Origin of the sequence: Pedobacter agri PB92, from assembly GCF_000258495.1 — a bacterium.
GTDB lineage: Bacteria > Bacteroidota > Bacteroidia > Sphingobacteriales > Sphingobacteriaceae > Pedobacter > Pedobacter agri.
In genome coordinates this window covers 1-21784 of the sequence record NZ_AJLG01000046.1, presented here as the reverse complement: position 1 = coordinate 21784, position 21784 = coordinate 1, and the positions used below count along the sequence as shown (strand labels likewise).

Here is a 21784-nt window from a genome sequence, read left to right as displayed (position 1 = left end):
AATTTGGTTAATTGAGAGCGTTAACAGTTTTAAAGCTTGTAGCCTATCAGGTTTTTATTTCCGTCTTTCAGGAATACCAGGTTATCGGTGTCATCAGAGATATAATCAGGTTTCTTATCATTCAACACCACTTTTCCTTCTATCTTCCCGGTATCCTTATTTACCCTGACCAATCCATAACCACTATCTTCACCATTATCAACACTGGTTAATATCGTCTTGTAGTTCTTCGCGTCCTGAGAGGCGGTGAACCGTCTTTTCATATCCGAGAATGCCGCACTTCCAATGTTCGACCAACGGTCAGAAGCGGCCATGTTGCTGTTGTATGAAGTGGTGTTCGGTCCTGAAAGGCCTGCCTGGAAACCATGCGAGGCAGAGTTTCCTGCGGACACTGCAATTGCAGTAACATTCATGATTTTGTTTGCCAGGCTCGTTCCCGGTGCTTTTTGATAAATATTGTAGATCAGGTTTCCTTCCCAGTCAAATAATGCCATATTTTGTGATGAACTAACCAAGATTCCTTTTTCCCGGAGTTCAATCGCGTTGGGTGTTTCATCGCCTCCGAATTTCAGACTTTTGCTAATCGCTTTGTACTCACCTGAATCATTATCCATCAGATAAAGCTGGTTATCTGCAAAAAAGTAACTTTTATTGCCCTTATCTACGCCTATACCTCCTCGTTTATATTGAAGGGCTTTCTGCCAAACGTCTTTTCCGGTAGCGGGGTCCTGAATATTAAGCTCGCGGTCTGTTCTATAAATCAGCCCAGAATTATTTTGTTTGATGTCCATGACGTACCCCGAAACCTTCATGTCTGATTTGGCTGCGGTGCTGCCTGAATTCATATCAACGATATTGATGTAGTTATTGCCCGATTCTTTGGCTGAGGCAATGGCGAGGCTATTGCCTTTTAGTTTCAAGGCAGTTACGCGTCCTCTTAAACTTACCGGCTTCCATTTTTGCACCCCGGTTTTATAATCCAGTAACATCAAATCCGCCCGTTTATCATCTGTTGCAATTAAGAACCCACGCTCATCATAAAGTACCTGAGACACCGGGTCAGAAAACTTGACCGTCTGCCAAACCGGAGCTCCTGTGCTGCGATCAAATGCAGACATCTGCTGGTTGGAATAATAATAAACCACATTTGGCTGGTTATCCAAAATCAGAAACTTACCATAAGCGGCATCTGCTGATACTGCTGCGCCGTCTTTCATGCTTCCGCCCATCGCGCCCATTTTACCTGCGGAGTTTGCGGCTCCCGCGGCACTTCCTACGCTACCCAGGCCTGGGACTTTGGCCAGTCCGCCCAGTGATTTCATTAAACCACCCTTTTTCTCATCCGCTTTGGTACTCTCTTTTTCGTCAACTTCCTCAGCGACTTCGGTAGCTAAGGTACCTTCCTCAATGCTGGTCTTGAAGTCGGCTTTCCAGATGACATTGCCTGAAGAAACATCAATTTTATACAGCCTTTTGTTGGTTGCTATTAACATCGTGTTTGAGCCATCGGCCAGTGGCTTTGCAGCCATCACCTCGGAATTGCTGTCGAAAACTTTGCTCAATACCCATTTTTTTTCTCCACTGGCTGCGTCTATAAAAACCAGTGAAGGCTGGTTGTTTAAATATCCTGAAAAAAGAATGCCACCCAGTGATGGTACGGTATAACGTTTATTGACCATCTTCATGCCTAACTCTGTGGTATTGGCAATGATTTTTCCGGATGACACATCTAAAATAACCTGCTGCATGTTGAAGATACTTCCGGTTACTATCGCGATAAAAGGACTGCCTGAAATCGGATTGTAATTGGTTCTGGATATATTTTTAAGGAATTCATGTTTCCAGGCAACCTTTCCTGAATTTGGTTCGATACCAACCAAACCCTGATTGGTTCCTGCAATCAGCTTCCCGGTCGGGCTGAGCCTAAACCAGTCAATACTGCCATCAGTTTGCATGCTCCATGATTTTCCGGATGATGCAACATTGCTGGTATTTGTTGCATCAACTTCCTCAGCTGATGCGGGTGATTCTTTAGCTGCAGGAGCCTGGGTGTTTTCCTGCTGGGGTTTGTCTTTTTTCCTACAAGGTTTTTTAATTTGCCAAATTGAGCAGAAACGGGTATGGCAAGACTTAGCATGCATGCGCTTAGGATGTAAAGTTTTTCATCTTAAATTGTGTTTTTATCTTGTTTAGTAAAATCCGGAAGTATCAATTGGAAACAGACAGCCACATTTATTTCAGTGGTCCTTTCTGGAGTGGGGAAAGCCAAAAAATTTTATCAAAGGAGTCAGGCATGCAGATAAAATATCCACGATGCAAAACGGAGACCATAGGGGCACTGAGGTATAGCAGCTTTGTTTCCATACCCAAAATTAAAACACTCAAGATTTTTGATCAATACCGTGCTAACGGTATATTTTACAGGATCTTATGCTCATAAGCCCATTTGACCAAAGTCAATACGGTATTGGTTCCGGTTTTTCTGAAAATGTTTTTTCTGTGTGTTTCCACTGTACGTACAGAAATGAAAAGACCCTCAGCGATTTCTTTATTGCTGCAGCCTTTTTCCATGAGTGAAATGATTTCTTTTTCTCTTTGGGTTAGCCTGATGTCTGAAGTTTGCTTTTTAAGTTGGAGGTGCTTTGATAATTCATCCAGTACGGTAGTCTGGAAATACTGCCCACCGGCATGAACTTTTTCTATCGCCAGAATAAGCTCCTCAATCCCACAGTGCTTTAACAGATATCCTTCAATTGCGGCCTTGCCCATCATCTCCTCTACCAGTGTTCCGCTTCCACTCATGCTGAGTGCTATGATCTTGACCTCGGGATATTTCTTTTTTACCTCAAGTGCCAGTTCCACACCACCGATATGCGGCATCATGACATCAGTTAACAGAATGTCTATTGGCTTCTCACTTATTGATTGCAGTAATGCATTTCCATCCGTACCTGTTGCGGAAATACTGATATGCGAAAAATTCTTCAGCGCAGCGCATAGCCCGTCTATCACGATTTGATGATCATCTGCTATCGCCAGGCGGATTAAAGTTTGACTATGGTTCATATAGGAATGTGAATTGCGACTAGTGTTCCACCTGTATCCATACAGCTGCTCCATTCGACAGTTCCTTTAAGAAAATGAACCCGGCTGGAGATACTGTTGATACCCATTCCATTATACTCTCCAAGATTAGCTACTTCAAAGCCTTTCCCATTGTCTTCGATTAATAAGGAGAGTGTGACCAAATCTACGTTTATTGATATGTCAATTTCTGTAGCCATAGCGTGTTTTAGCGTGTTTTGTAAACATTCCTGAACGACCCGGTATAGCATTAACTCCTGCATATTGTTTAGTTTAATCTGTTTTTCATCAGCTGACAATTGTATAGAAATGTGCTGCGGCAGATTTGAAATTAAAGCTTTTAATGCAGGGATAAATCCTTTTGATAAAAGCACATCCGGCATCATATGATGACTGATGCTCCTGATTTCATTGCAGCTGTTTTGAACAAGTGTAGTTGTTGTATCCAGCAATTCAATATAATGTGTTTCCACGCTGGGATTTGTAGCGATGGCCTGAAGGTTCAGCCATGCAGCGGTCATGGTTTGTCCAATACCATCGTGAAGTTCGGCAGCAATGCGTCTCCGCTCTTTTTCTTCGGCATTAATTAAATCAGCGGCCGCTTGCTGTTCCCTCTGATGGATTCGTTCATTATAATTTCTTTCTTTTTTTATCTGGTATCGCTTGACAGCATAATAAACAGCCAGGGCTGCCAAAATCATGATGGCACTCAATCCATAAATTATGATGTTTTTTCTCTCTAAAAGAACGTTGGCCAGCTTAATCTGCTGATCTTTTTGTTCGGTTTCAAATACCGCTTTCCATTCTGCAATCGCGGCCTCTTTTTTCTCACTGGAGATACTGTCCTGAATGGCGTTAAATGATTTTTCAATCTTCAAAGCCTGCTCAAATTGTTTTGACTGTTCATAAATCCCTCCGAGCATTTTTAGCGCTGCAACTTCTCCTGTTTTATATCCGGCTTCCCTGGAAAGGGCAATAGATTTTTCAAGAAATCGCTTTGCGGAATCCGGCTTTTTTTCCATGTCGGCAAGCACGCTCAAATTCAACCAGGTATCGGATTGTTGCTTGATGTTTCCCAAAGCTACATCAATCGCATAGGATTTGCCGAAGTATTTTCTTGCGCTGTCCGGTCGGTTGCTATACATGAAGCAGTTCGCTTTATTGTCCAAAAACATAGATTCATACTCAGGTAATTGGAGCTTCCGGGCAATTGCCAAACCTTCTTTGTCAAGCAGAAGGGCACTATCTATGAAATTGTTTTGTCCGTAAACATTCGCCATGGCATGTAGCATGAGCAGATAAGACGCAGAATTCTTTTGATTTTCTAATAGAGATAGCCCAATCTTAAAGTGAGTCCTTGACTGCTCGCTGTCACCTGTAAGCTGAAAGAGCTGTGAAAGGTTGGAATGTATTCCTGCCTGAGATCTTTTATCATCTATCTTTTCAAAATAACCCAGACCTTTTTTGTAAAGGCCCAATGCCTTGGGGTATTGTCCAACATTAAATGCGGCATTACCCAGACAATTGTAAATTTTCCCAAGCGTATATTCATCCTGTTTATCCACCAACGCTAAAGCTTCTGTAAACATTATTCGAGACAGCTCATATCTGGCTAGCTTGGCATGATACAGTCCCATTGCAATCAGATAAGATAAATTAGTTTTAAGCTCAGTTCTGGAATACTTGTTTTTTAGCGAGTCAGCAAATACCATAAGCGAATCTTTTTGCATACCCATTAACCTTGGGGTGTCGTTAGTTCTTCGGTTAATGGTCGGTTGCTTACATCCGCTTATCAAGCATCCTAGAAGGAGAGAATATAGAATTATTTTTGAAAGCATAGAAACAAATAAAAACAAATAAGATGGCTTTTGAAATATTAAACTGAAAATAAATCGTTGTAAATCAGATCCATTAGATGCTATGGTACTTCAAGCTTTGACGGGTTTCATCGCAACAAATCTAACAATCCAACAGATACAAATAATACCCTCTTCAGGGTATTTTATAGCACTAAGAGAACTAGTAAACTGTAGCTTTTTAGCATCTTTCGGTAAACATATGGTCTTCAAAAAAAGAAAAAATACCATCCTCTGGGTATTTCAGCAACTCGGTGATCGGGCTATTTTTGGGTAAAATCGCAACCAATATGAGCTTTCAATCAGAAAACAACAACATGTTTTATTCAAAAAGATATTCAATAATCAGAACTATTCTACTGACTACTGCTTATCTAATCGCAGGAATCTCACCGGGTTTCGCCCAGCCTGGTTCAGCTCGTGAAAGACAGGCCTCTGAATACAGGCGCCTGAGCGAGGCTACCCAACGAGCCTATGCACCACCGAGGGTCAGTAGCCCCAGCAGTTACAGCAGCGGCTATAAGTCTCCCTCTAGCACGCCAAGTTCTTCCAGAGGCGGGGGCAGCTCAACATCTTATGGCAGTAATGTGGGAAGCTACTCCTCAGATTACAGTCCGTATGCAGCTGAATTTCAGCGCAAGCAAGCCGCATATAATGCAAAACTAAAAGCGCAGGAGAGTGCCTGGAACCAAAAACTTGCCAAAGTGCGCAGCTTTCTTTCATCCTCTGGAATCGTTCCTGACACAAAGGAGAAACATGAAAAATTCTTTTTCGCCGCCTATGGCGCTGGCCTTGATGTGGCTGCGATTACTACAGTGATAAAGGGCAGTGCAGAAGCTTACAATAAGTCTGTGGCACGCGAAAATGGAATGAACGAAAATTTTACTGGTGGTACAAAAAAAGAATGTTCGGGTAGTTGTGTGGAAACGGTCACTTACGTTAACGGGTCTGGTGTCTATAAGGGTAATACCAAAAATGGCGCGCCTCATGGTCTTGGTACACTTGTTTTTCCAAATGGCACTACCCTTACCGGCCAATTCGATACCGGAAGTATTGTCGGAGGAAAGGTTAAGATAGTTTATGCCGCATCTGCTACAAATAAACCCTACACTTATGAAGGGGGGTATCGCAACAATGAGCAGAACGGGTATGGTGTCACTACCTGGGGTACTGATGATATAGAGGAGGCGGAATATGTAAACGGAGCAAAGCAGGGTTTGGCTACACTTTACCGTAATGGTGCGGTGATCAAAGGGCTTTGGAAAGATGATAAGATGATTGGCAAACACACCTGGACATTTAAAAGTGGTTATACTGTTGAAAAGGACATGGATGTTCTTAATGGGAAGGAAACCGTTATTACACAGGCACGCTCCCAGCTTCCGCCTGCGGGGGCAAAAAAATTCACCAACGACTACGGGACAGTATATGAGGGTGATGCCGTTGTGGCTGGTCAGCCTTACAATGGTAAGTTTACTTTTTCGGATGGTAGGGTCACGGTGGGATTGCATAACAAAGGGGGTTATCTAATCAAAGGAAAGACTACCTTGCCCGATGGCTCTACCACAGAGGGTTTACATGAAAATGGATATATCACCAATGGCAAAACGGTGTATCCGGATCGGACAAGCTTTAACGGATCCTATGATAAAAAGGGTTATTTTATCAAGGGGGACATTATCTACCCAGATGGACAAAGGTTTTCCGGAGCATTTAAGGACAATAAATGTTAACGAGGGACGCTAACCGGTGATTTTGGGGTCTTTATTGGCGAACTTGATTCTACAAATAACTTTGTTGTAGGGCAGTTGACGCTTAAAGACGGAGTGGTTTCGCGGGGTTTCTTTGGGCCGAAAAACACTAAATTGGGCTATCGCCAAACCGTTACTTCAGATGGGGTGACCTATGAACATATATATATCAACGATGCAAACTGGACAATGCTGAAATATCGCGGCAAAACCGGTGGTACCTTTACCGGAATCAATAAGAGCAGGGAAGGCTATGAGTGGTTTGGTATGAATACTGATGCCAAAGGAACCACAACCTCAGCGGTGTTGACAGTGGAGGGACAGTTTGGCTCGCTGCCAGCTGAGTATGATACTGCGGCCAGACAGGCAGGGGCAGCTGCCCAAAAAGCAATTCAAGACGGGAGGTCGGCATATCTGACCGCAATGATATGGGATTTATCAGCCACTTTAAAGTAATAACAAACACTTCCGAATAGGTTTGATATAAATGGTTTTGAATCAGCGCTATCTGGCTCTCAAGATCAGCCGCTTAAGATATTACCACGCTGGAAGTTTGAAGCGTATTTTCCATTCTTCGCTCCAGCGGACTATTTTCTCCCAGGAAATAATCATCCGCATCGAGATGAAGGATGATTAGTGTGGCCGGATAAGGTCTAACCTAAGGTAAAGACCATGCACAGGGTGTGCTGAAGGTGTGAATTTTCATTGTTCTTCAAGCTAATCAATTCAAGACGTAATGGCCTGCCTGCAAACAGCAGGCCATTTTCTTGCCCATATGTTTTACTTATAAAAGATGAGCACTTTCATCTTCCTGATCTTTTCCTCTAGGGCTAATCCAATATCATTTATGGATTTCATAATTCCATCCGTTGTTCGCATTTCTACGTTGGTTTTTATATCATATCTTTTGTCAAGACCTGTTTCGTCTACTACTGGTATGTTAAATTCATTTGATAAATAGTCATTAGCAAGATCGGCCATTTTTACTCCAATGCCCTCATAACCCCTGCCACTAAATCCGTAACTGAGTTCGCTTTTAGCTGATTCGGGTGCTTTGAAGGTTTTGTTAATCAATACATAAACGGGAATGTCCCTGAATTCTATACGGGCCTTTATCGGTAAGTTGAGCAAGAGGTATTTCTGCAGGATAGCCATTAAGCTATCTTTTTGTTGAGGTTTAACGAGTAAATCAAGTGAATAGAGTGTTTCTTTATTCTGGTAATCGCTGACTTCTTTTTCTGGGAGCTCGAAGGCTACCTGTTTTTGGGAAACGATATCAAAAGCCGCTTTATAAAGCCCTAAAATTGTAGCATTGGTAAAAGTTATCCTTCTTTTTTTGTATGGGCCATCGTTAAGGTACCTTCTGCTGCCTGCAGGTTGTCCCTCCATGTAGCCCCTTAGCGTGAAATTATGTCTTAAGGTAGAATCGACTGCAAAGGGATCACCATCGCCATTCATTTTTTGTTTTTTAGTTTCGCCGCTGGATTTTACAGTTTCCCCTTTTACGAGTTTATTGATCATTTGCTGATTAATGGAATCGCTTTTAACCAAGGCTACAATTTTTCCTTTAGGATTAACGATGATGCTTTGCCCTACATAAGCCAGGGCGAACAAGTTGTAAAAGAAACCTGCGGTATCACTTGCCAGCCATATTTTAGAGGGCTTCTTTTTCAGGTAAGTGTTCAATCTTTCCGGTGTATCATCTGACAGGCCGACGACCTGAATTGTATTAGGATTGGCGAGCTGCAATTTTGCCAGGGTATCCATTTCTGGAAGGCAAGGGGAGCACCATGTACCCCAGATATTGAGAATGTAAATTTTGTTTTGTGGCTTGCTGAGGACAAGGGACTTAACCGGTGCGTTGATTAAATTCTGAATTGGAATATCAGGGAACTGTTCTGCTACTTTTGCCTGTATACCCTGGGCCATGCCTTTGATGGCTATGAGGGCGAAAATGAAATTAAAAAATATCAGCTTCATCATTTTAAATTATTTCTTCAAAGCTGGTCATTAAAAGTTTGAGAAAAGTTATTGGTGGCGTTAATTAAGGTTATATAATGTTAACGGGTTTAATTCGCCAATTAAGAATTTATACATTTGGTTTATGCATAAAAAGGCCGGTTTATTGGTTGTGGTTTGTTTTGTGGCGATGGCCGGTTTACTGGCATTGCAAGCTTTCTGGATTGTTAAATATTATCATGTTACCAAGCTTAATTTTGAGAAAGAAGTAAACCTGGCATTTGAAGATGGTATAAAAAAAGAGCTTGGTTTACGTTGTGATACCATACAGAAAATTGTGGAAAACAAAATCCTCGATACCAATACATTTAACATCAGTGCGAGGTTTGATAAAAATGATAAGAAATACGTTTACACCATAAGCACCAAAGCTGATGTTAAGGATAAATTTTCATCATCTTTTAGTTTAGCCGATTACAGCAAGGCACTGCCCAGAAATAAGCGTGACACAAACGTAAGAAGGCATGTTGCGGCTGCCTTAGCGCTTTTAATGCGAGATGAAGACCTTGAGCAGCATATCATTTACTATCGGACGCAAAAATTAGGTGTATTTATGAACGAACAGGCGATGAAATACCAGTTTGATACCACCCGATTACGTTCGGCATTTAATATTTACCTGAAGGAAAGAAATATTAATGTACCCTACCGCTTTATGGTGAAGAAGGTAGACAGTACAAATAACAAAGGGGTAGCAAATGCGAAGCTTGCCGAGTCGTATCCTGTTATTACCAAGTCTTTTGCCACCTACCGCTATACGGATAACCAAAGGTTTGTGCGGGCGATGTTTAAAAGTCCAAGCTCCTATATCGTTTCCAGGATTGGCCTGATTTTATTTTCATCGCTGGCTATGATTCTCGTAATTTCGGGCTGTATGATTCTTATATTGAAAAGCCTGTTCAGGGAGAAGCGGTTATCGGCCATTAAGAATGATTTTATCAGCAACATTACCCACGAATTTAAAACGCCTATAGCCACGGTACTAGTAGCCATTGAAGCCTTAAAGGATAAGGCTGTTTTAGCCGATGAGGAAAAAACAAGGCGATACCTGGCGCATGCAAAAACTGAAACAGAGCGGCTAAACCTGTTGGTGGACAAGGTTATGAACCTTTCTATTTATCAGGATGAAAGCATGGTAATCAAAAAAGAAAATATCCATTTTGATGAGATCATAGAAGGCCTGATTAAACTTCATCAGCTCTCCGAGCATAAGCAGATCAGCATCGATTATGAAAATAAAAGCGGCGTAAGTATTGTCAATGCAGATAAAATACAGTTTCAGCATGCCATCAATAATGTGTTGGATAATGCCTTAAAATATTCGAAAGCGGCTGTGAAGCTCAAGGTAAGCATTAGCTTAAAAGACAATTTCCTGGTCATCAGGTTGCAGGATGATGGGATAGGGATTGCTGAGCAGGAAATTTCCCTGGTTTTCGAAAAGTTTTACCGTGTAGGTACCGGGAATAATCACCTGGTTAAGGGGCATGGTCTTGGTTTAAGCTATGTAAAACAAATTATGGAGCAACATGCAGGCTGGGTCCGTATTGAGAGTAAGCCGGAATATGGAACAACTTTAATTCTTGGCTGGCCTATATGAGTAAGATTTTATTTGCCGAGGATGAGCCGGCACTTGCCGAGATTGTAAAAGAAACGCTTGAGCTGAAAGGATTCAGCGTTGTGCATACCTTAACCGCATCAGCCACGGTAGCTGCATATCACCAGGTAAAGCCTGACGTTCTGGTGCTGGATGTGATGCTGCCGGATGGGGACGGCTTCTCGATTGCCCGGCAGATCAGGCAAAATGACCAGGCTACGCCAATCATTTTTCTGACCTCGAAATCGCTGCCAGTGGATGTGGTTGAGGGATTTGAAAGTGGCGGGAATGATTACCTTAAAAAGCCATTCAGCATTGAAGAACTAACCATCAGGATCAAAGCATTGCTTAGCCAGAACCGCTTAGTGCTTAAGCCGGAGAAGGTAGAAAAGCAAGCCGTAGCCATCGGAAACTATCAATTTCATTATCCTGAAGGGATATTAATTATTGCGGGCCAAAAACGCATCTTAACCAACCGCGAAGCAGAAATTTTGCAGATGCTATTGTTAAACAGGAATAATATGCTTGGGCGAGACCTCATCTTAAATACCTTGTGGCCCAACAACGATTATTTTTCAGGCCGTAGTCTTGACGTGTTTATTGCCAAGCTTAGAAAATACCTGAAAGCTGATCCTTCGGTTTTCATTATCAGCATCAGGGGCCAGGGCTATAAGCTCGTTTATTAGTGAAGCCATTGCTTTGTTTTTTGTTTCCTTAATTTATTTCGCAAACGAAAACAGGATATATTATCGCCTGATTGCTGAAATAATATTATTTTGCAGGTCCCAATCTGCCTGGCTAAACTGAATAAAAATGGAATCGTTTGTTATCAAGCCCCAAAACAAATTACTAAAGCATTACATAGACTATTTTCTGTTTTTTAACAAGGATGATCCTCGCCTGATCCGTTATGCTACTTTCCCAAATAATAATTTATGCTAGCCCTTTATATTGACAACGATATCGTTTATACGCGTAACGCATCGGCTAACAGCTGTGTTATTAACAAGGGGAATGCCCGGCTCAAGAGCCGGTTCTTCGGATTTCATAAAATGCCTTTTCATGTAGAAATTATCGGGGCCCTAGATCAGATTTGTACTCTTTTTCAGCAATACCGCATATGACGAGTTAATTAACAACGATTTGCTCAATCCTGGCCGGTCAAGGTTAGGGCCCTCATAAATGGGCGAGTGCAAAAAAGAGAATTCGTCAGGTACGCCATGGGCCACAAAAAAAAGGTGATTTTTATAGTAAGGAATACTGGAACTGTACCTATGCGCTTCTCGAAACCAAGAAGCGGCTATAGATAATGGACGGAGACGAACCGTTCTGGATTAATTTATTATGATGCTTGAACAGGATTTATTTTTAGTGGTTCCTTATATCGAAAGCCGGCTGGCTGAATTTCATCGCGAATACTATTCCTTATTAGGCCTTTCCGGACCTGGCGAGCGGAAAATATTCGCTACTTTTCTAGCCGATGCTGCAAAAGTTTCTCAACCGATTGAAGCGTTTACTGAGGATCCTCTATTAACTCAAATTTTAAAATACCAGCGACAGTCAGCAACTGATGAAGCTTGCTGGTTGTTATTTCTTTACTGTTACATCGGCCGGTCCGGACTGTTAAATGCCATCCATCAATGCTGGAGCTGGGAAAAAGCTGAAGCTGATGCCGATGCCTTTCAAAAATGGATTATAGATAACCAGCGGGAGCTAAAAAACGCCGGCAGCCTGAACATTCTGCATAAATACAGGGCTATTGATCTCCATCGTGCCGAGGCAATGGCCGAAGATTTCAAAAGTTACATTACTTGGGTCAGAACCGCAGGGACGCATGCGCAAATGTTTCGAAGTGCCGTATCTCATGCTCAAGGCCAGTCAACTATCGCTTTTGATAGGCTCTACATATCCATGAATGAGCACACCCGTTTTAAAAAACACATAAAGTTAGATTACTTATGCATGATTGGTCATTTAAAAATCGCTGGTATTGAACTAGGGCAATTTTATTTGGGTGATGTACTTCTATTAAAGAAAGCCTCAAGGCAATTATTTAGCGGCCATCCTTCGACAAAAATGCCAGTGTCTGAACTGGGTGACTTAATGGTTACTTTAAAGGCCTGCCTGGGCCCTTCTTTCAGTATAGCTATTATATACCGGGCACTGATGGATTGGGGGAAGGAAATGGTTATACCCATTAACCCAAACTTCCGCCGATATTAAAAACTGATATTGTGTGTATTTTTGATTTCAGCCATCACGAAAGTACTATGTGCACTGCCAATACTTTCAACTGAGCCTAATTTATTAAAAACAAAGTCCTGGTAATGCTTCATGTCCCGGGCAAACACTTTCAGAAAGAAATCATAATCGCCGGAGATATTATAACATTCTACAACCTCCTCGATTTTGAGAATATCCTCTACGAAGCTGTGGCCCACCTTTCGGTCATGCTGTTTGAGCCGGATATTGCAAAACACAATAAAACCCTGGTTGAACTTTTCCGCATCAAGCAGCGCTATATATTTCTTGATGTAACCACTACTTTCCAGGCGTTTCACACGTTGCACTACAGGCGATGGCGTCAGATTTACCATTGCAGCGAGTTCCTTGATGGTATGACTTGAGTCATTGCCTAATATTTTTAATAGTTTCAGATCGATATCATCCAGTTGTTCCATAGCATAAATCACTGTGACAGTACACAAAAATAAGTGTAAACCGCATAAAAATTCAATAAATAATCAATTTAAAGTAATTTCGGTCGAAATTATGCGCTTATTTCGACTTTAATAACTGTTTTTGTAGCTTTGGACAGAGTTTAAAACTCGTGGTTCTTTGCTTTTTTCAGCAATCGGGAAAGGTTTTACTTAGCGGTGAATTAATAGGGAATCGTGTGCAAATCACGAGCTGTCGCGCAACTGTAAGTAACACAAAAGGTTTTACCAATGATGGTCACTGTGCAAAACGGGAAGGCCGGTAAAAGCCGTTACAAGTCAGGATACCTGCCTTTTCTGAATTGACGATACTTCCGCGTAAAGAGGTTATTGGTCAGATTGTACAGCTTAAAAGATTCAAATCCTATGGGGTTTGTCGTGCATATCATTTCCTAAAATCCTTTCTTTTTCCTGTCGTATCCTGAATAACAGGGAACTTTTTAATGATTATTAACCATTTAAAAAGTTAAGAAATACATGGAAAATATCCAGAATACCAAGAAGGAGGATTTTGTCTTCACCCTAAATAGCACTCGTTTAGATGAAAATTATCAGCCGGCAAGTCAGACGCGTCTGACAACCAATTTTGCAAACCTGGCCAGGGGAGCTAACCGCCAGCAGAACCTGCGTAATGCCTTAAATATGATCAACAACCGGTTTAATGCATTGGCTCATGCAGATAATCCAAAAGGCGACCGTTACCATGTAGCACTCGAAATCCTCACCGTAACGATGCGTATCGATGATAAGAAAGGTATTAACGATCTGCCGATGATTGAAGTTTTAAAAACGAATATTTTTGACCGTAGTACCGGTCAGCAAATCGAAGGTGTTGCCGGAAATAATTTTTCTTCTTACGTGCGTGATTATGATTTCAGTGTTTTACTAACCGACTATAATAAAGATAAACCTGAGTTCACTGTTCCTGAAAATTTTGGCGATTTGCATGGAAAACTTTACAAGTGTTTTGTGAATTCGGCCACTTATAAACAGCACTTTAAGATGTCACCGGTCATCTGCCTGAGTGTATCGGGCAACAAAACCTACACCCGCACGGAGCATGAGCATCCGGTTCTGGGTTTTGAGTACCAGCAGGACCAGTATTCGCTTACCGATGAATATTTCGCTAAAATGGGCTTGAAAGTTCGTTTTTTCATGCCAGCGAACGCGGTGGCGCCGATGGCTTTTTATCATTCCGGAGATTTGCTTTCTGATTATACTGACCTTGGACTGATCAGCTCGATTAGCACGATGGAGACTTTCCAGAAGATTTACCGCCCGGAAATTTACAATGCAAATTCGGCTGCCGGGCAAGTCTATCAGCCCAGTCTCAAACACGAAGATTATTCACTGACCCGGGTGGAATATGACCGCGAAGAGCGCAGCCGGCTGGCTGTTGAACAAGGCAGGTATGCTGAAGAACATTTCATCAAGCCTTATCAGGATATCCTTGAGCAATGGTCTGCCAATTTCTCAATTAATTAATACGACACATTAAAATTATTCTATGACTAAGAAATTATTATTGCCCACCTCAATTGTTGGAAGTCTGCCAAAGCCTGCATGGCTTGCACCACCCGAAAAACTATGGTCACCATGGAAATTAGACGGCGATCAGTTATTGGAAGGAAAACAGGACGCTTTACGTATTACGCTGCAGGAACAGCAATTGGCAGGACTGGATATCGTTTGTGATGGAGAGCAGACACGCCAGCATTTCGTGACCACTTTTATCGAGCATTTAAGCGGTGTAGATTTTGAAAACCGCAAAACGGTGCGAATCCGTGACCGTTATGATGCGAGTGTTCCGATGGTTGTAGGTGATGTGACCCGACAAAAATCAGTTTTTGTTGAAGATGCCAAGTTCCTTCGTAAACAGACCAATAGATCCATTAAGTGGGCATTACCAGGACCTTTGACTATGGTAGACACTTTGTATGACGGCCATTATAAAAGCAGGGAAAAGCTGGCCTGGGAATTTGCCAAAGCCCTGAATGAAGAAGCCAGGGAGCTGCAGGAGGCTGGGGTAGATATCATCCAGTTTGATGAACCTGCGTTTAACGTGTTTTTCGATGAAGTAAACGATTGGGGGATGGCAACCCTTGAAAGGGCAATTGAAGGATTAAAGTGCGAAACTGCGGTACATATTTGCTACGGTTACGGCATACAGGCCAATAATGATTGGAAAAAAACACTGGGTTCTGAATGGCGCCAATACGAAGAAATTTTTCCTAAGATTCAAAAATCTAAAATTGATGTGGTATCACTAGAATGCCACAACTCAAATGTTCCTTTAGATTTAATGGAACTCGTCCGTGGGAAGAAAATAATGGTGGGTGCCATTGATGTGGCAAGCAATTCCATTGAAACCCCTGAAGAAGTTGCCAACACGCTACGTAAAGCCCTTGAGTTCGTTGATGTCGAAAATCTTTATCCGAGTACAAACTGTGGCATGGCGCCTTTGTCAAGAGCGGTAGCGAGAGGGAAGTTAAGTGCTTTGAGCGCAGGTGCAGAAATTATACGCAAAGAATATGCGGGTTAAGATTATATAAAATTACATTGAAGAAGTTATTCGCAATATTAAGTAAAGCAGGTTTCGACGGTTTCTTGCTCATGATAGGCACCATGATTCTGCTAGCCTATTTTTTACCACAGCCGGGCATGGTCAGAGAACCTGTTTCCCTGGAGCAGATCGCAGGTGCGGGCGTTTCGTTGATCTTTTTGTTCTACGGCCTAAGGTTGAGTGTGGAGAAATTAAAAGCCGGGCTTGCCAACTGGAAAATGCACATCATCGTCCAACTGACTACCTTTTTGTTTTTTCCGCTCATCGTTCTGGCATTTCGCCCCTTTTTCCTTGGCACCGACTTGGAAGTACTTTGGTTAGGTATATTTTTTCTGGCCGCTTTGCCATCCACCGTTTCCTCTTCGGTGGTCATGGTTTCCATCGCCAAAGGCAACATTCCAGCAGCCATTTTCAATGCAAGCATTTCCAGTTTAATCGGCGTTGTAGTGACGCCGCTATGGGTTGGGCTGTTCATCGCTTCTGCGACCGGCGATTTCGATGTTATCGATATCGTCATCAAACTGCTTCTCCAAGTGTTGCTACCGGTCATCATAGGCATCAGCCTCAACTCAAGGTTCGGTGCCATTGCTGAAAAATATAAGAAACAACTGAAATATTTCGACCAGGCAATCATCCTTACCATCATTTATACCTCGTTCTGTAAGTCATTCTCCGAAAATTTATTCGCAGGCTTTACTGAGCTCGAACTTGCGGGACTTGCCGCAGGAATGGTAGCCTTATTTTTTGCCGTATTCTTTTGTGTTGGATTACTCAGCCGGTTGTTTGGTTTTTCAGCTGAAGATCGAATTACGGTATTATTTTGTGGTTCTAAAAAGTCATTGGTACACGGAACTGTCATGTCAAAAGTTCTCTTTCAGCACAGCACCATCTCTGGGATCGTATTGCTGCCACTTATGCTTTACCATGCCCTGCAATTAATAGCCGCCAGCATCATCGCGCAGGGTATGGCCCGGCGAAAAGAAGAAAAGTAACCCTATGAAGCTTTTAGAAAAAATACAGTTGGGCGATATCAGCCTAAAAAACAGAATAGCCATGGCAGCGATGACCAGGGGCCGTGCGGACATTAATGGTCTGGTGGGTAATATGACGGCAATCTACTATGCACAAAGGGCAAGTGCAGGTTTGCTGTTCAGCGAAGCCATCAGGATCAGTGAAGAGGCTACCGGCAGTCCGCTCACGCCGGGTATTTTCACGGATCGCCAAATAGCTGCCTGGAAGAAGGTCACCACTGCGGTACATGATAAAGGCGGAATCATAATCGCCCAGCTTTGGCACACCGGACGTATGGGACTCTCTATAGACCGGAACGGAAAGCTCCCGCTTGCGCCATCAGCCTTGCCCATCCTGGGCATGCAGCATTTTACTTCCCAGAGCAGGAAAGATTATGAGATACCACAGGAAATGACGACCGCGGAAATCAGGCAAACCATAAGGGATTATGGACAGGCCGCAAAAAATGCGATAGCGGCAGGATTTGACGGGGTCATGCTCCACGCCTGCAATGGCTATCTGCCCAACCAGTTCTTAGCGGAAAGTTCCAACCAGAGGGCGGATGCTTATGGCGGCACTATCCCCAATAAAGTCCGCTTTGTACTGGAGGTAATGCAGGAATTGATTGATGCAGTAGGTGGTGAAAAGGTGGGCATCAAGATAGCGCCTTTCCACTGCTATGGGGAGATGGTCCTGGATGATCCTAAAGCTACCTATACCTACCTGATTGAAAAACTAAATGAACTGGACTTTGCCTATGTGGAACTCATGAGGCACAGCCCAAATTTTTCTTTGCCTGAACATTATGTAGCTGAAGACGAGATCGAGTTCTTTGGCCGGAAGATCCGTCAGACCGTTATTGCTAATGCAGGCTATGATAAGGCTTCCGCCGAAGTAGAACTTGAAAAAGGTATTGCTAAGCTTGTCTCCTTTGGCAAGCTATACATTGCAAACCCAAACCTCCCTGAACGGTTCAGTAAAAACGCCCTGCTTAGCGAGCCGGAAAGGACTACCATATATGGTGGCGGGGAACAAGGATATATTGATTATCCCATATAGTCGGTAGCGAAGGGCTAAGCTTTATATGAATGATTTTAAATAGATTTTGTTTGATAAGCATACTGTTGCAGAAATTGCCGCTTGTAACATTTATATCTTAATTAAACGCAAAAACTTCTAATAAGACGTTTTTGTTCAATCTAATAATTTCACCTTCAGAATTTTAAATTTTTAAATAAGATTGCAGGTTATGATAGGCAAATTAAAATAAGTCTGGAATGGCATAGAGCTTGTAGGGGTATTGATTTACTTAAATTATATATTATACTATGAACAAATTAAAAAGTATCCTTGCCTTAAGCATCCTATTGGTTAGTACAGTTCTATTGTCTTGCAAAAAAAATGACAACGACACCTTAACCGGATCCCACAAAGTTGTATTTAAAGCTATAGGTTCCAGTGGGGTAAATGTTGGAGCCGCTGTTTATACCGATGGAACAGGTAAGAATGAAAGTTTTACCAGTCTAAGTGGTACGACATGGACAAGTACTGAATACGTAATCCCCTCATCTGCTCAAGTCATAAGCTTCGGTGCTAATGGAATTGGTCCAAATGCTTCATCGACCCTGACTGCAGAGATATGGATAGACGGGGTGAAACGTGCTGAAGGTAAATCAACAGGTACCGTATTATCTGCTTCAGCAACCTATTCGTTCAATTAACTATCCTTTGATATATTCCTTTTCTGGAATAGTACATACAATGCCCTCAAGAAATTAAATTTTGAGGGTGTTTTTTTACGTTTTGACGCCTATATAACTAGCTTAATATACCGTCAAAACAATTTTGTTATTTTATTACTTTCAGAATTTCCATAGCCAATTCTGTCAACGCCAGTTCAATTCCTTTTTCTCCATTTAAAATATTGTATTAATCTGTATAGATAGCGATCTTTCCAAAACCCTTATGATCATAGTTTATCTCTTTAACATTTAGAATATTATAACCTTATATTTAGAAACGCATCAATCATAGGTGAAATTATTTCGATACCTGATCAATCTCGATTTTGCTAATCTCAATACGTGTTTGAAGGAAGTGAGCGTAAGTAAATCATACTGCAAGCGATTTACTGATATTTGAAAATTTCTGTGCTAATCTTCAGTTCGATGTAAATCAACTTTTTGTAAGGGCAAATCAATCTGCAGTTCGAATATATTGGATTTCGATGTCCAATTTATTGTCACCTCATCCTGATATACATCTTTGAGCCTTTTTTTAAGATTTTGTAGACCAGTAGCTAAACTTGGTGCTTTTGATTCCTTGGAGACTTGGTTTTGGGAGTGTATAGTTAGCATGTTCTCCGATTGATAAATCATAATCTTTCCCGGCAACTGCATGTTCGACAATTCGCCGTGTTTATACATATTTTCAACCAAGGTAATTAAAACCAGCGGTATGGTTGTGGTTGATAGCAGTTTTTCCTCATATTCCAAAGTAAGATTGAATTTATCTGAATGAATAGTTCTGAAAACCGAAACCAAGTTTTCTACCTGCTCAACTTCTTCGCTTAAGGTGATCATTTCCTGACTGTAATTACTTTCTATTGCATAACGCATCATGTCTGAGAGCGTAACGATCATATCGCCTGCGACTTTATCTGTTTTTCTGATTCTGCGATGTATAAAGGATAGGCTGTTGAAGAATAAATGGGGATTCATCTGTGCCCTCAAATAGGCATTTTTCGCAAGTGCCAAATCTTTCAGAACAGTTTCGTGATGTACCTGTTTCTCCAGGTTTTCTCTTTCAAGGGCGCCTGCTTTCGCACGTTGTGATAAATACTGAAGCAGGAAAAAATATCCGCTTGAAATAAGAATAAAGAATATGGAGCGGTAGGTGGCACCTCCTATAAAGCTTAGCGTTATACCTACATAATTGCTCCCTATAGCTTGATTGTAAGCTGTGAAAAAATGGTTTAGTAACGCCAGTACTGGTATGTAGGTTGCAATCTCAATAATAATAAGACAAAGCACTCGCAGAAAAACTAATCTGTTATTGGCTGCTACAGCTTTTTGCATCGCAAAGCTGTGAAAATAAAACAGGGAGATATTGAGACTGTAATGAACTAGGTAATTTTCTATTGCACCAAAGCGCCCAATAAAAATGCCGGTTAGTCCCGCTTCATAGAAAATATATACTGACCAGGCGATTAGGTGAATTCTGTGGGTAAAAATCCACTTGTACAAACTGCCCCATATCCCAAAAAAAGAGGACTTAGTACCAGAAACCAGGGTATTCGTCCCAACAGTTTCGCTAAAAACTATTTGCTTGTTATGTTCCAAAAAAAATAAACGCTATGAAAAGAATTAACATTAAAAAAAAATTAGTGTTTATCTTCAAATCACCGGAAAGAAACAAACCTTATCCGACAGATCCAACGCTTGACACCTTAACACATACTGTGACAGGCTTCCCGCCTGTAAAATAGTATATGAACCTCATTTCTTTAAAGGTGGCCTGAATATTTTATTGTTAAGGTAGTTGTTCAGGACATCTTTAAAATTGTCACCGATTGAAAATCGGATATTATTTGCCATCACAAGGCGGTTTCCCTCAATAGAATGAATATGGTTGGTGGAAATAAGAAAACTACGGTGGAGCTGTATTATAACCGGATAGCCCAAAAGCAGTTCCTTTGCCTCTTTCAGGCTCATGTGAGTGACTACATTTCCATTTGAAGTATAAATTTTAATATAGTTTAACTGGCTCTCTACCGCAATGATGTCTGAAATATTAATCCGAATAAGTTTCAGATCATCTTCTTTGCTCTTTACGAAAATATAATTATTGGGGGTTCGTTCGATCTCAATACGAGCATACTCCGGGAAAAGCCTGTCCACCAGTTTAAGTAGTTTAGCGAAGTTGAATGGTTTAAGTAAAAATCCTTCGGCTTCGATTTCAAAAGCATCAACAGCATATTTTGCATGTGATGTAGTGAAAATGAGTTTTTTAACATAGGGCCTGATCATTGTAGATAATTCCACACCATTTAAAACTGGCATATCAACATCCATAAAGACAATTTCAACTGGACCATTTTCCTTTATATACCTCAACGCATCCATGGAGCTGTTAAAGGTGGCTAAAATGTTGATCCTTTCAGTATTATCTATGTATTCGGTAATTTCCTCAACGGCATCTTTCTCATCGTCGATTACAACGCAACTAAATTTCATGACAGAGCAAATTAAAGCTCAAGATAATCATTTAATGAAAAAATAAAAAATGAATATAACATCGATTTTTGACGCTGTAAATTTAAATTTGAGATTCAGTCTAAAGGTTATGTCCCATTTTTCTGGTATTTAATCCCCAAAGAAAATCCTTATATCCCAATAACGCCTACTTAGTGCAAGACAGCGTTGATTTTTCATTGACGACAGGTTAATTTTAGATAAACTTTTAAACAAATATGAAAACAAAATCATTTAAAATTGGCGTTCTAGGAATGTTAGTTTTCATCGGCTCTGCTGCCTTTGCTACCTCATCAACTCTTAAACTTGCAGCTGCGCTTGAATGTACATCTGGTGACTCTGGCGTTTGCAATACGGTATCTGAGGGCCATGCGTGTAAAAGGCTTAATCCGGAATACATCGGAAACTGTGGCGGAACACAAGAAGAAGAGGTTGAGAATGTTGAGGTTGCACCTTAGTTGCAAGATTTAATTTCCTTGGGCATCGCCCGGGGAAATTAATAAGTAAAGAATAGATATGGTACGATACTTCACGGCCTTACTTAGTACCTTCATAGTTACCTTAAAAATCTGTACCGCACAAACTCACTATGGATCGTTCAAGATTCAGGAGAATGCCTACGGATTTTATTTGGCAAAAGATCAGGCGCTGACCTCGTCATATTTGGAGTTTAACGAGAGCGCGCATGAGCTATGGCGATCTGTCAAATTTCCCAAAGAACATATTGAAGTTTTCAATACAAATACCGGCAAGCTAAAAAGAAAAATATTTCCCCACGGCAATAAGTGCAACGTTTTCAAAAGATTGGATAATGGAAATATTTGGATTCAGGATGAAGATTTTGGATTCAAACTCATCGACAAAAATGGCAAACTATTAAAGAAGATTGCCGAACCTGGGGTTGGTAGAAAGGTTGGTGCTGATATGATTGCATGC

19 protein-coding genes and 1 riboswitch are annotated in these 21784 nt (G+C 41.4%); of the genes, 12 read left to right on the top strand and 7 right to left on the bottom strand.

Annotated features, from left to right (window positions below; translation table 11 throughout):
* Positions 1–29 precede the first annotated feature (29 nt).
* The 3 genes from ON09_RS08920 to ON09_RS08910 form a co-directional block, all read right to left on the bottom strand.
* The gene (locus ON09_RS08920; protein WP_010600719.1) at positions 30–2141 is read right to left on the bottom strand and encodes a PQQ-binding-like beta-propeller repeat protein; all 2112 of its coding nucleotides are present in this window, start codon (positions 2139–2141) and stop codon (positions 30–32) included.
* Positions 2142–2418: 277 nt separating this feature from the next.
* The gene (locus tag ON09_RS25145; protein WP_010600718.1) at positions 2419–3066 is read right to left on the bottom strand and encodes a response regulator; all 648 of its coding nucleotides are present in this window, start codon (positions 3064–3066) and stop codon (positions 2419–2421) included.
* Entirely contained in the window at positions 3063–4814 is a 1752-nt protein-coding gene (locus ON09_RS08910; protein WP_162097938.1) for a tetratricopeptide repeat-containing sensor histidine kinase, read from the bottom strand. The genes ON09_RS25145 and ON09_RS08910 overlap by 4 nt, the downstream gene beginning before the upstream one ends.
* Positions 4815–5230: 416 nt before the next feature.
* On the opposite strand from ON09_RS08910, the gene ON09_RS08900 reads away from it, so the two are divergent.
* Together ON09_RS08900 and ON09_RS08895 are read left to right on the top strand one after the other, a co-directional pair.
* The gene (locus ON09_RS08900; RefSeq protein WP_010600715.1) at positions 5231–6673 is read left to right on the top strand and encodes an MORN repeat-containing protein; all 1443 of its coding nucleotides are present in this window, start codon (positions 5231–5233) and stop codon (positions 6671–6673) included.
* Between the two features lie 75 nt (positions 6674–6748).
* Entirely contained in the window at positions 6749–7147 is a 399-nt protein-coding gene (locus ON09_RS08895) for a hypothetical protein (protein WP_010600714.1), read from the top strand.
* Positions 7148–7471: 324 nt separating this feature from the next.
* Here ON09_RS08895 and ON09_RS24195 read toward each other — a convergent pair whose 3' ends face one another.
* Positions 7472–8674: a redoxin domain-containing protein gene (locus tag ON09_RS24195; RefSeq protein ID WP_083837961.1), complete on the bottom strand. Its 1203-nt coding sequence runs from the start codon at positions 8672–8674 to the stop codon at positions 7472–7474.
* A 121-nt stretch (positions 8675–8795) separates the two neighbouring features.
* Between ON09_RS24195 and ON09_RS08885 the strand changes: the two genes are divergently transcribed.
* From ON09_RS08885 to ON09_RS08875, 3 genes are all read left to right on the top strand, one after another.
* Positions 8796–10307 carry a sensor histidine kinase gene (locus tag ON09_RS08885; protein WP_010600712.1) on the top strand — a complete coding sequence of 504 codons (1512 nt, stop codon included), beginning with the start codon at positions 8796–8798 and terminating at the stop codon, positions 10305–10307.
* Positions 10304–10990 (top strand): response regulator transcription factor, encoded by a 687-nt coding sequence (locus tag ON09_RS08880; RefSeq protein ID WP_010600711.1) that lies wholly within the window; start codon positions 10304–10306, stop codon positions 10988–10990. The genes ON09_RS08885 and ON09_RS08880 overlap by 4 nt, the downstream gene beginning before the upstream one ends.
* Positions 10991–11648: 658 nt before the next feature.
* A complete protein-coding gene (locus tag ON09_RS08875) occupies positions 11649–12527 on the top strand; it encodes an alpha-glutamyl/putrescinyl thymine pyrophosphorylase clade 3 protein (protein ID WP_010600710.1) in 879 nt (292 codons plus the stop codon).
* Here ON09_RS08875 and ON09_RS08870 read toward each other — a convergent pair.
* The gene (locus ON09_RS08870) at positions 12524–13012 is read right to left on the bottom strand and encodes an Lrp/AsnC family transcriptional regulator (protein WP_238533635.1); all 489 of its coding nucleotides are present in this window, start codon (positions 13010–13012) and stop codon (positions 12524–12526) included. The two genes, ON09_RS08875 and ON09_RS08870, sit on opposite strands and share 4 nt — an antisense overlap.
* Before the next feature lie 136 nt (positions 13013–13148).
* Positions 13149–13331: riboswitch (cobalamin riboswitch) on the top strand.
* A 167-nt stretch (positions 13332–13498) separates the two neighbouring features.
* On the opposite strand from ON09_RS08870, the gene ON09_RS08865 reads away from it, so the two are divergent.
* The 5 genes from ON09_RS08865 to ON09_RS08845 all read left to right on the top strand — a co-directional run bounded on the left by ON09_RS08865 (position 13499) and on the right by ON09_RS08845 (position 18316).
* A complete protein-coding gene (locus ON09_RS08865) occupies positions 13499–14506 on the top strand; it encodes a DUF1852 domain-containing protein (protein WP_010600708.1) in 1008 nt (335 codons plus the stop codon).
* 22 nt (positions 14507–14528) lie between these two features.
* Entirely contained in the window at positions 14529–15563 is a 1035-nt protein-coding gene (locus ON09_RS08860; protein WP_010600707.1) for a methionine synthase, read from the top strand.
* Positions 15564–15580: 17 nt separating this feature from the next.
* Positions 15581–16576 (top strand): bile acid:sodium symporter family protein, encoded by a 996-nt coding sequence (locus ON09_RS08855; protein ID WP_010600706.1) that lies wholly within the window; start codon positions 15581–15583, stop codon positions 16574–16576.
* A gap of 4 nt (positions 16577–16580) precedes the next feature.
* Positions 16581–17654, top strand: a complete 1074-nt coding sequence (locus ON09_RS08850) for an alkene reductase (protein WP_010600705.1) — start codon at positions 16581–16583, stop codon at positions 17652–17654.
* 269 nt (positions 17655–17923) lie between these two features.
* Positions 17924–18316, top strand: coding sequence for a hypothetical protein (locus ON09_RS08845; protein WP_010600704.1), 393 nt, complete (start codon positions 17924–17926; stop codon positions 18314–18316).
* A 432-nt stretch (positions 18317–18748) separates the two neighbouring features.
* On the opposite strand, the gene ON09_RS08840 is transcribed toward ON09_RS08845, so the two are convergent.
* Together ON09_RS08840 and ON09_RS08835 are read right to left on the bottom strand one after the other, a co-directional pair.
* Positions 18749–19672 (bottom strand): sensor histidine kinase, encoded by a 924-nt coding sequence (locus ON09_RS08840; protein ID WP_157258892.1) that lies wholly within the window; start codon positions 19670–19672, stop codon positions 18749–18751.
* A gap of 420 nt (positions 19673–20092) precedes the next feature.
* On the bottom strand, positions 20093–20830 hold the full coding sequence (locus tag ON09_RS08835; RefSeq protein ID WP_010600702.1) for a LytR/AlgR family response regulator transcription factor: 738 nt from the start codon (positions 20828–20830) through the stop codon (positions 20093–20095).
* Positions 20831–21102: 272 nt separating this feature from the next.
* Between ON09_RS08835 and ON09_RS08830 the strand changes: the two genes are divergently transcribed.
* Both ON09_RS08830 and ON09_RS08825 read left to right on the top strand, forming a co-directional pair.
* Complete coding sequence (locus ON09_RS08830; protein WP_157258891.1) at positions 21103–21306, top strand: hypothetical protein; 204 nt, start codon at positions 21103–21105, stop codon at positions 21304–21306.
* Positions 21307–21478: 172 nt separating this feature from the next.
* Positions 21479–21784, top strand: a 306-nt coding sequence (locus tag ON09_RS08825; RefSeq protein WP_157258890.1) for a hypothetical protein, incomplete at its 3' end; no start/stop codon positions are given.

Bases quoted from the DNA above. Each gene is read 5' to 3' on its own strand.
- ON09_RS08865 (WP_010600708.1), top strand. From the start codon at position 13,499: ATGGAAAATATCCAGAATACCAAGAAGGAGGATTTTGTCTTCACCCTA.
- ON09_RS08840 (WP_157258892.1), bottom strand. From the start codon at position 19,672: ATGCAAAAAGCTGTAGCAGCCAATAACAGATTAGTTTTTCTGCGAGTG.
- ON09_RS08830 (WP_157258891.1), top strand. From the start codon at position 21,103: ATGTTAGTTTTCATCGGCTCTGCTGCCTTTGCTACCTCATCAACTCTT.
- ON09_RS08850 (WP_010600705.1), top strand. From the start codon at position 16,581: ATGAAGCTTTTAGAAAAAATACAGTTGGGCGATATCAGCCTAAAAAAC.
- ON09_RS08910 (WP_162097938.1), bottom strand. From the start codon at position 4,814: ATGCAAAAAGATTCGCTTATGGTATTTGCTGACTCGCTAAAAAACAAG.
- ON09_RS24195 (WP_083837961.1), bottom strand. From the start codon at position 8,674: ATGATGAAGCTGATATTTTTTAATTTCATTTTCGCCCTCATAGCCATC.
- ON09_RS08900 (WP_010600715.1), top strand. From the start codon at position 5,231: ATGAGCTTTCAATCAGAAAACAACAACATGTTTTATTCAAAAAGATAT.
- ON09_RS08860 (WP_010600707.1), top strand. From the start codon at position 14,529: ATGACTAAGAAATTATTATTGCCCACCTCAATTGTTGGAAGTCTGCCA.
- ON09_RS08880 (WP_010600711.1), top strand. From the start codon at position 10,304: ATGAGTAAGATTTTATTTGCCGAGGATGAGCCGGCACTTGCCGAGATT.
- ON09_RS08835 (WP_010600702.1), bottom strand. From the start codon at position 20,830: ATGAAATTTAGTTGCGTTGTAATCGACGATGAGAAAGATGCCGTTGAG.
- ON09_RS25145 (WP_010600718.1), bottom strand. From the start codon at position 3,066: ATGAACCATAGTCAAACTTTAATCCGCCTGGCGATAGCAGATGATCAT.
- ON09_RS08885 (WP_010600712.1), top strand. From the start codon at position 8,796: ATGCATAAAAAGGCCGGTTTATTGGTTGTGGTTTGTTTTGTGGCGATG.
- ON09_RS08875 (WP_010600710.1), top strand. From the start codon at position 11,649: ATGATGCTTGAACAGGATTTATTTTTAGTGGTTCCTTATATCGAAAGC.
- ON09_RS08920 (WP_010600719.1), bottom strand. From the start codon at position 2,141: ATGCATGCTAAGTCTTGCCATACCCGTTTCTGCTCAATTTGGCAAATT.
- ON09_RS08845 (WP_010600704.1), top strand. From the start codon at position 17,924: ATGAACAAATTAAAAAGTATCCTTGCCTTAAGCATCCTATTGGTTAGT.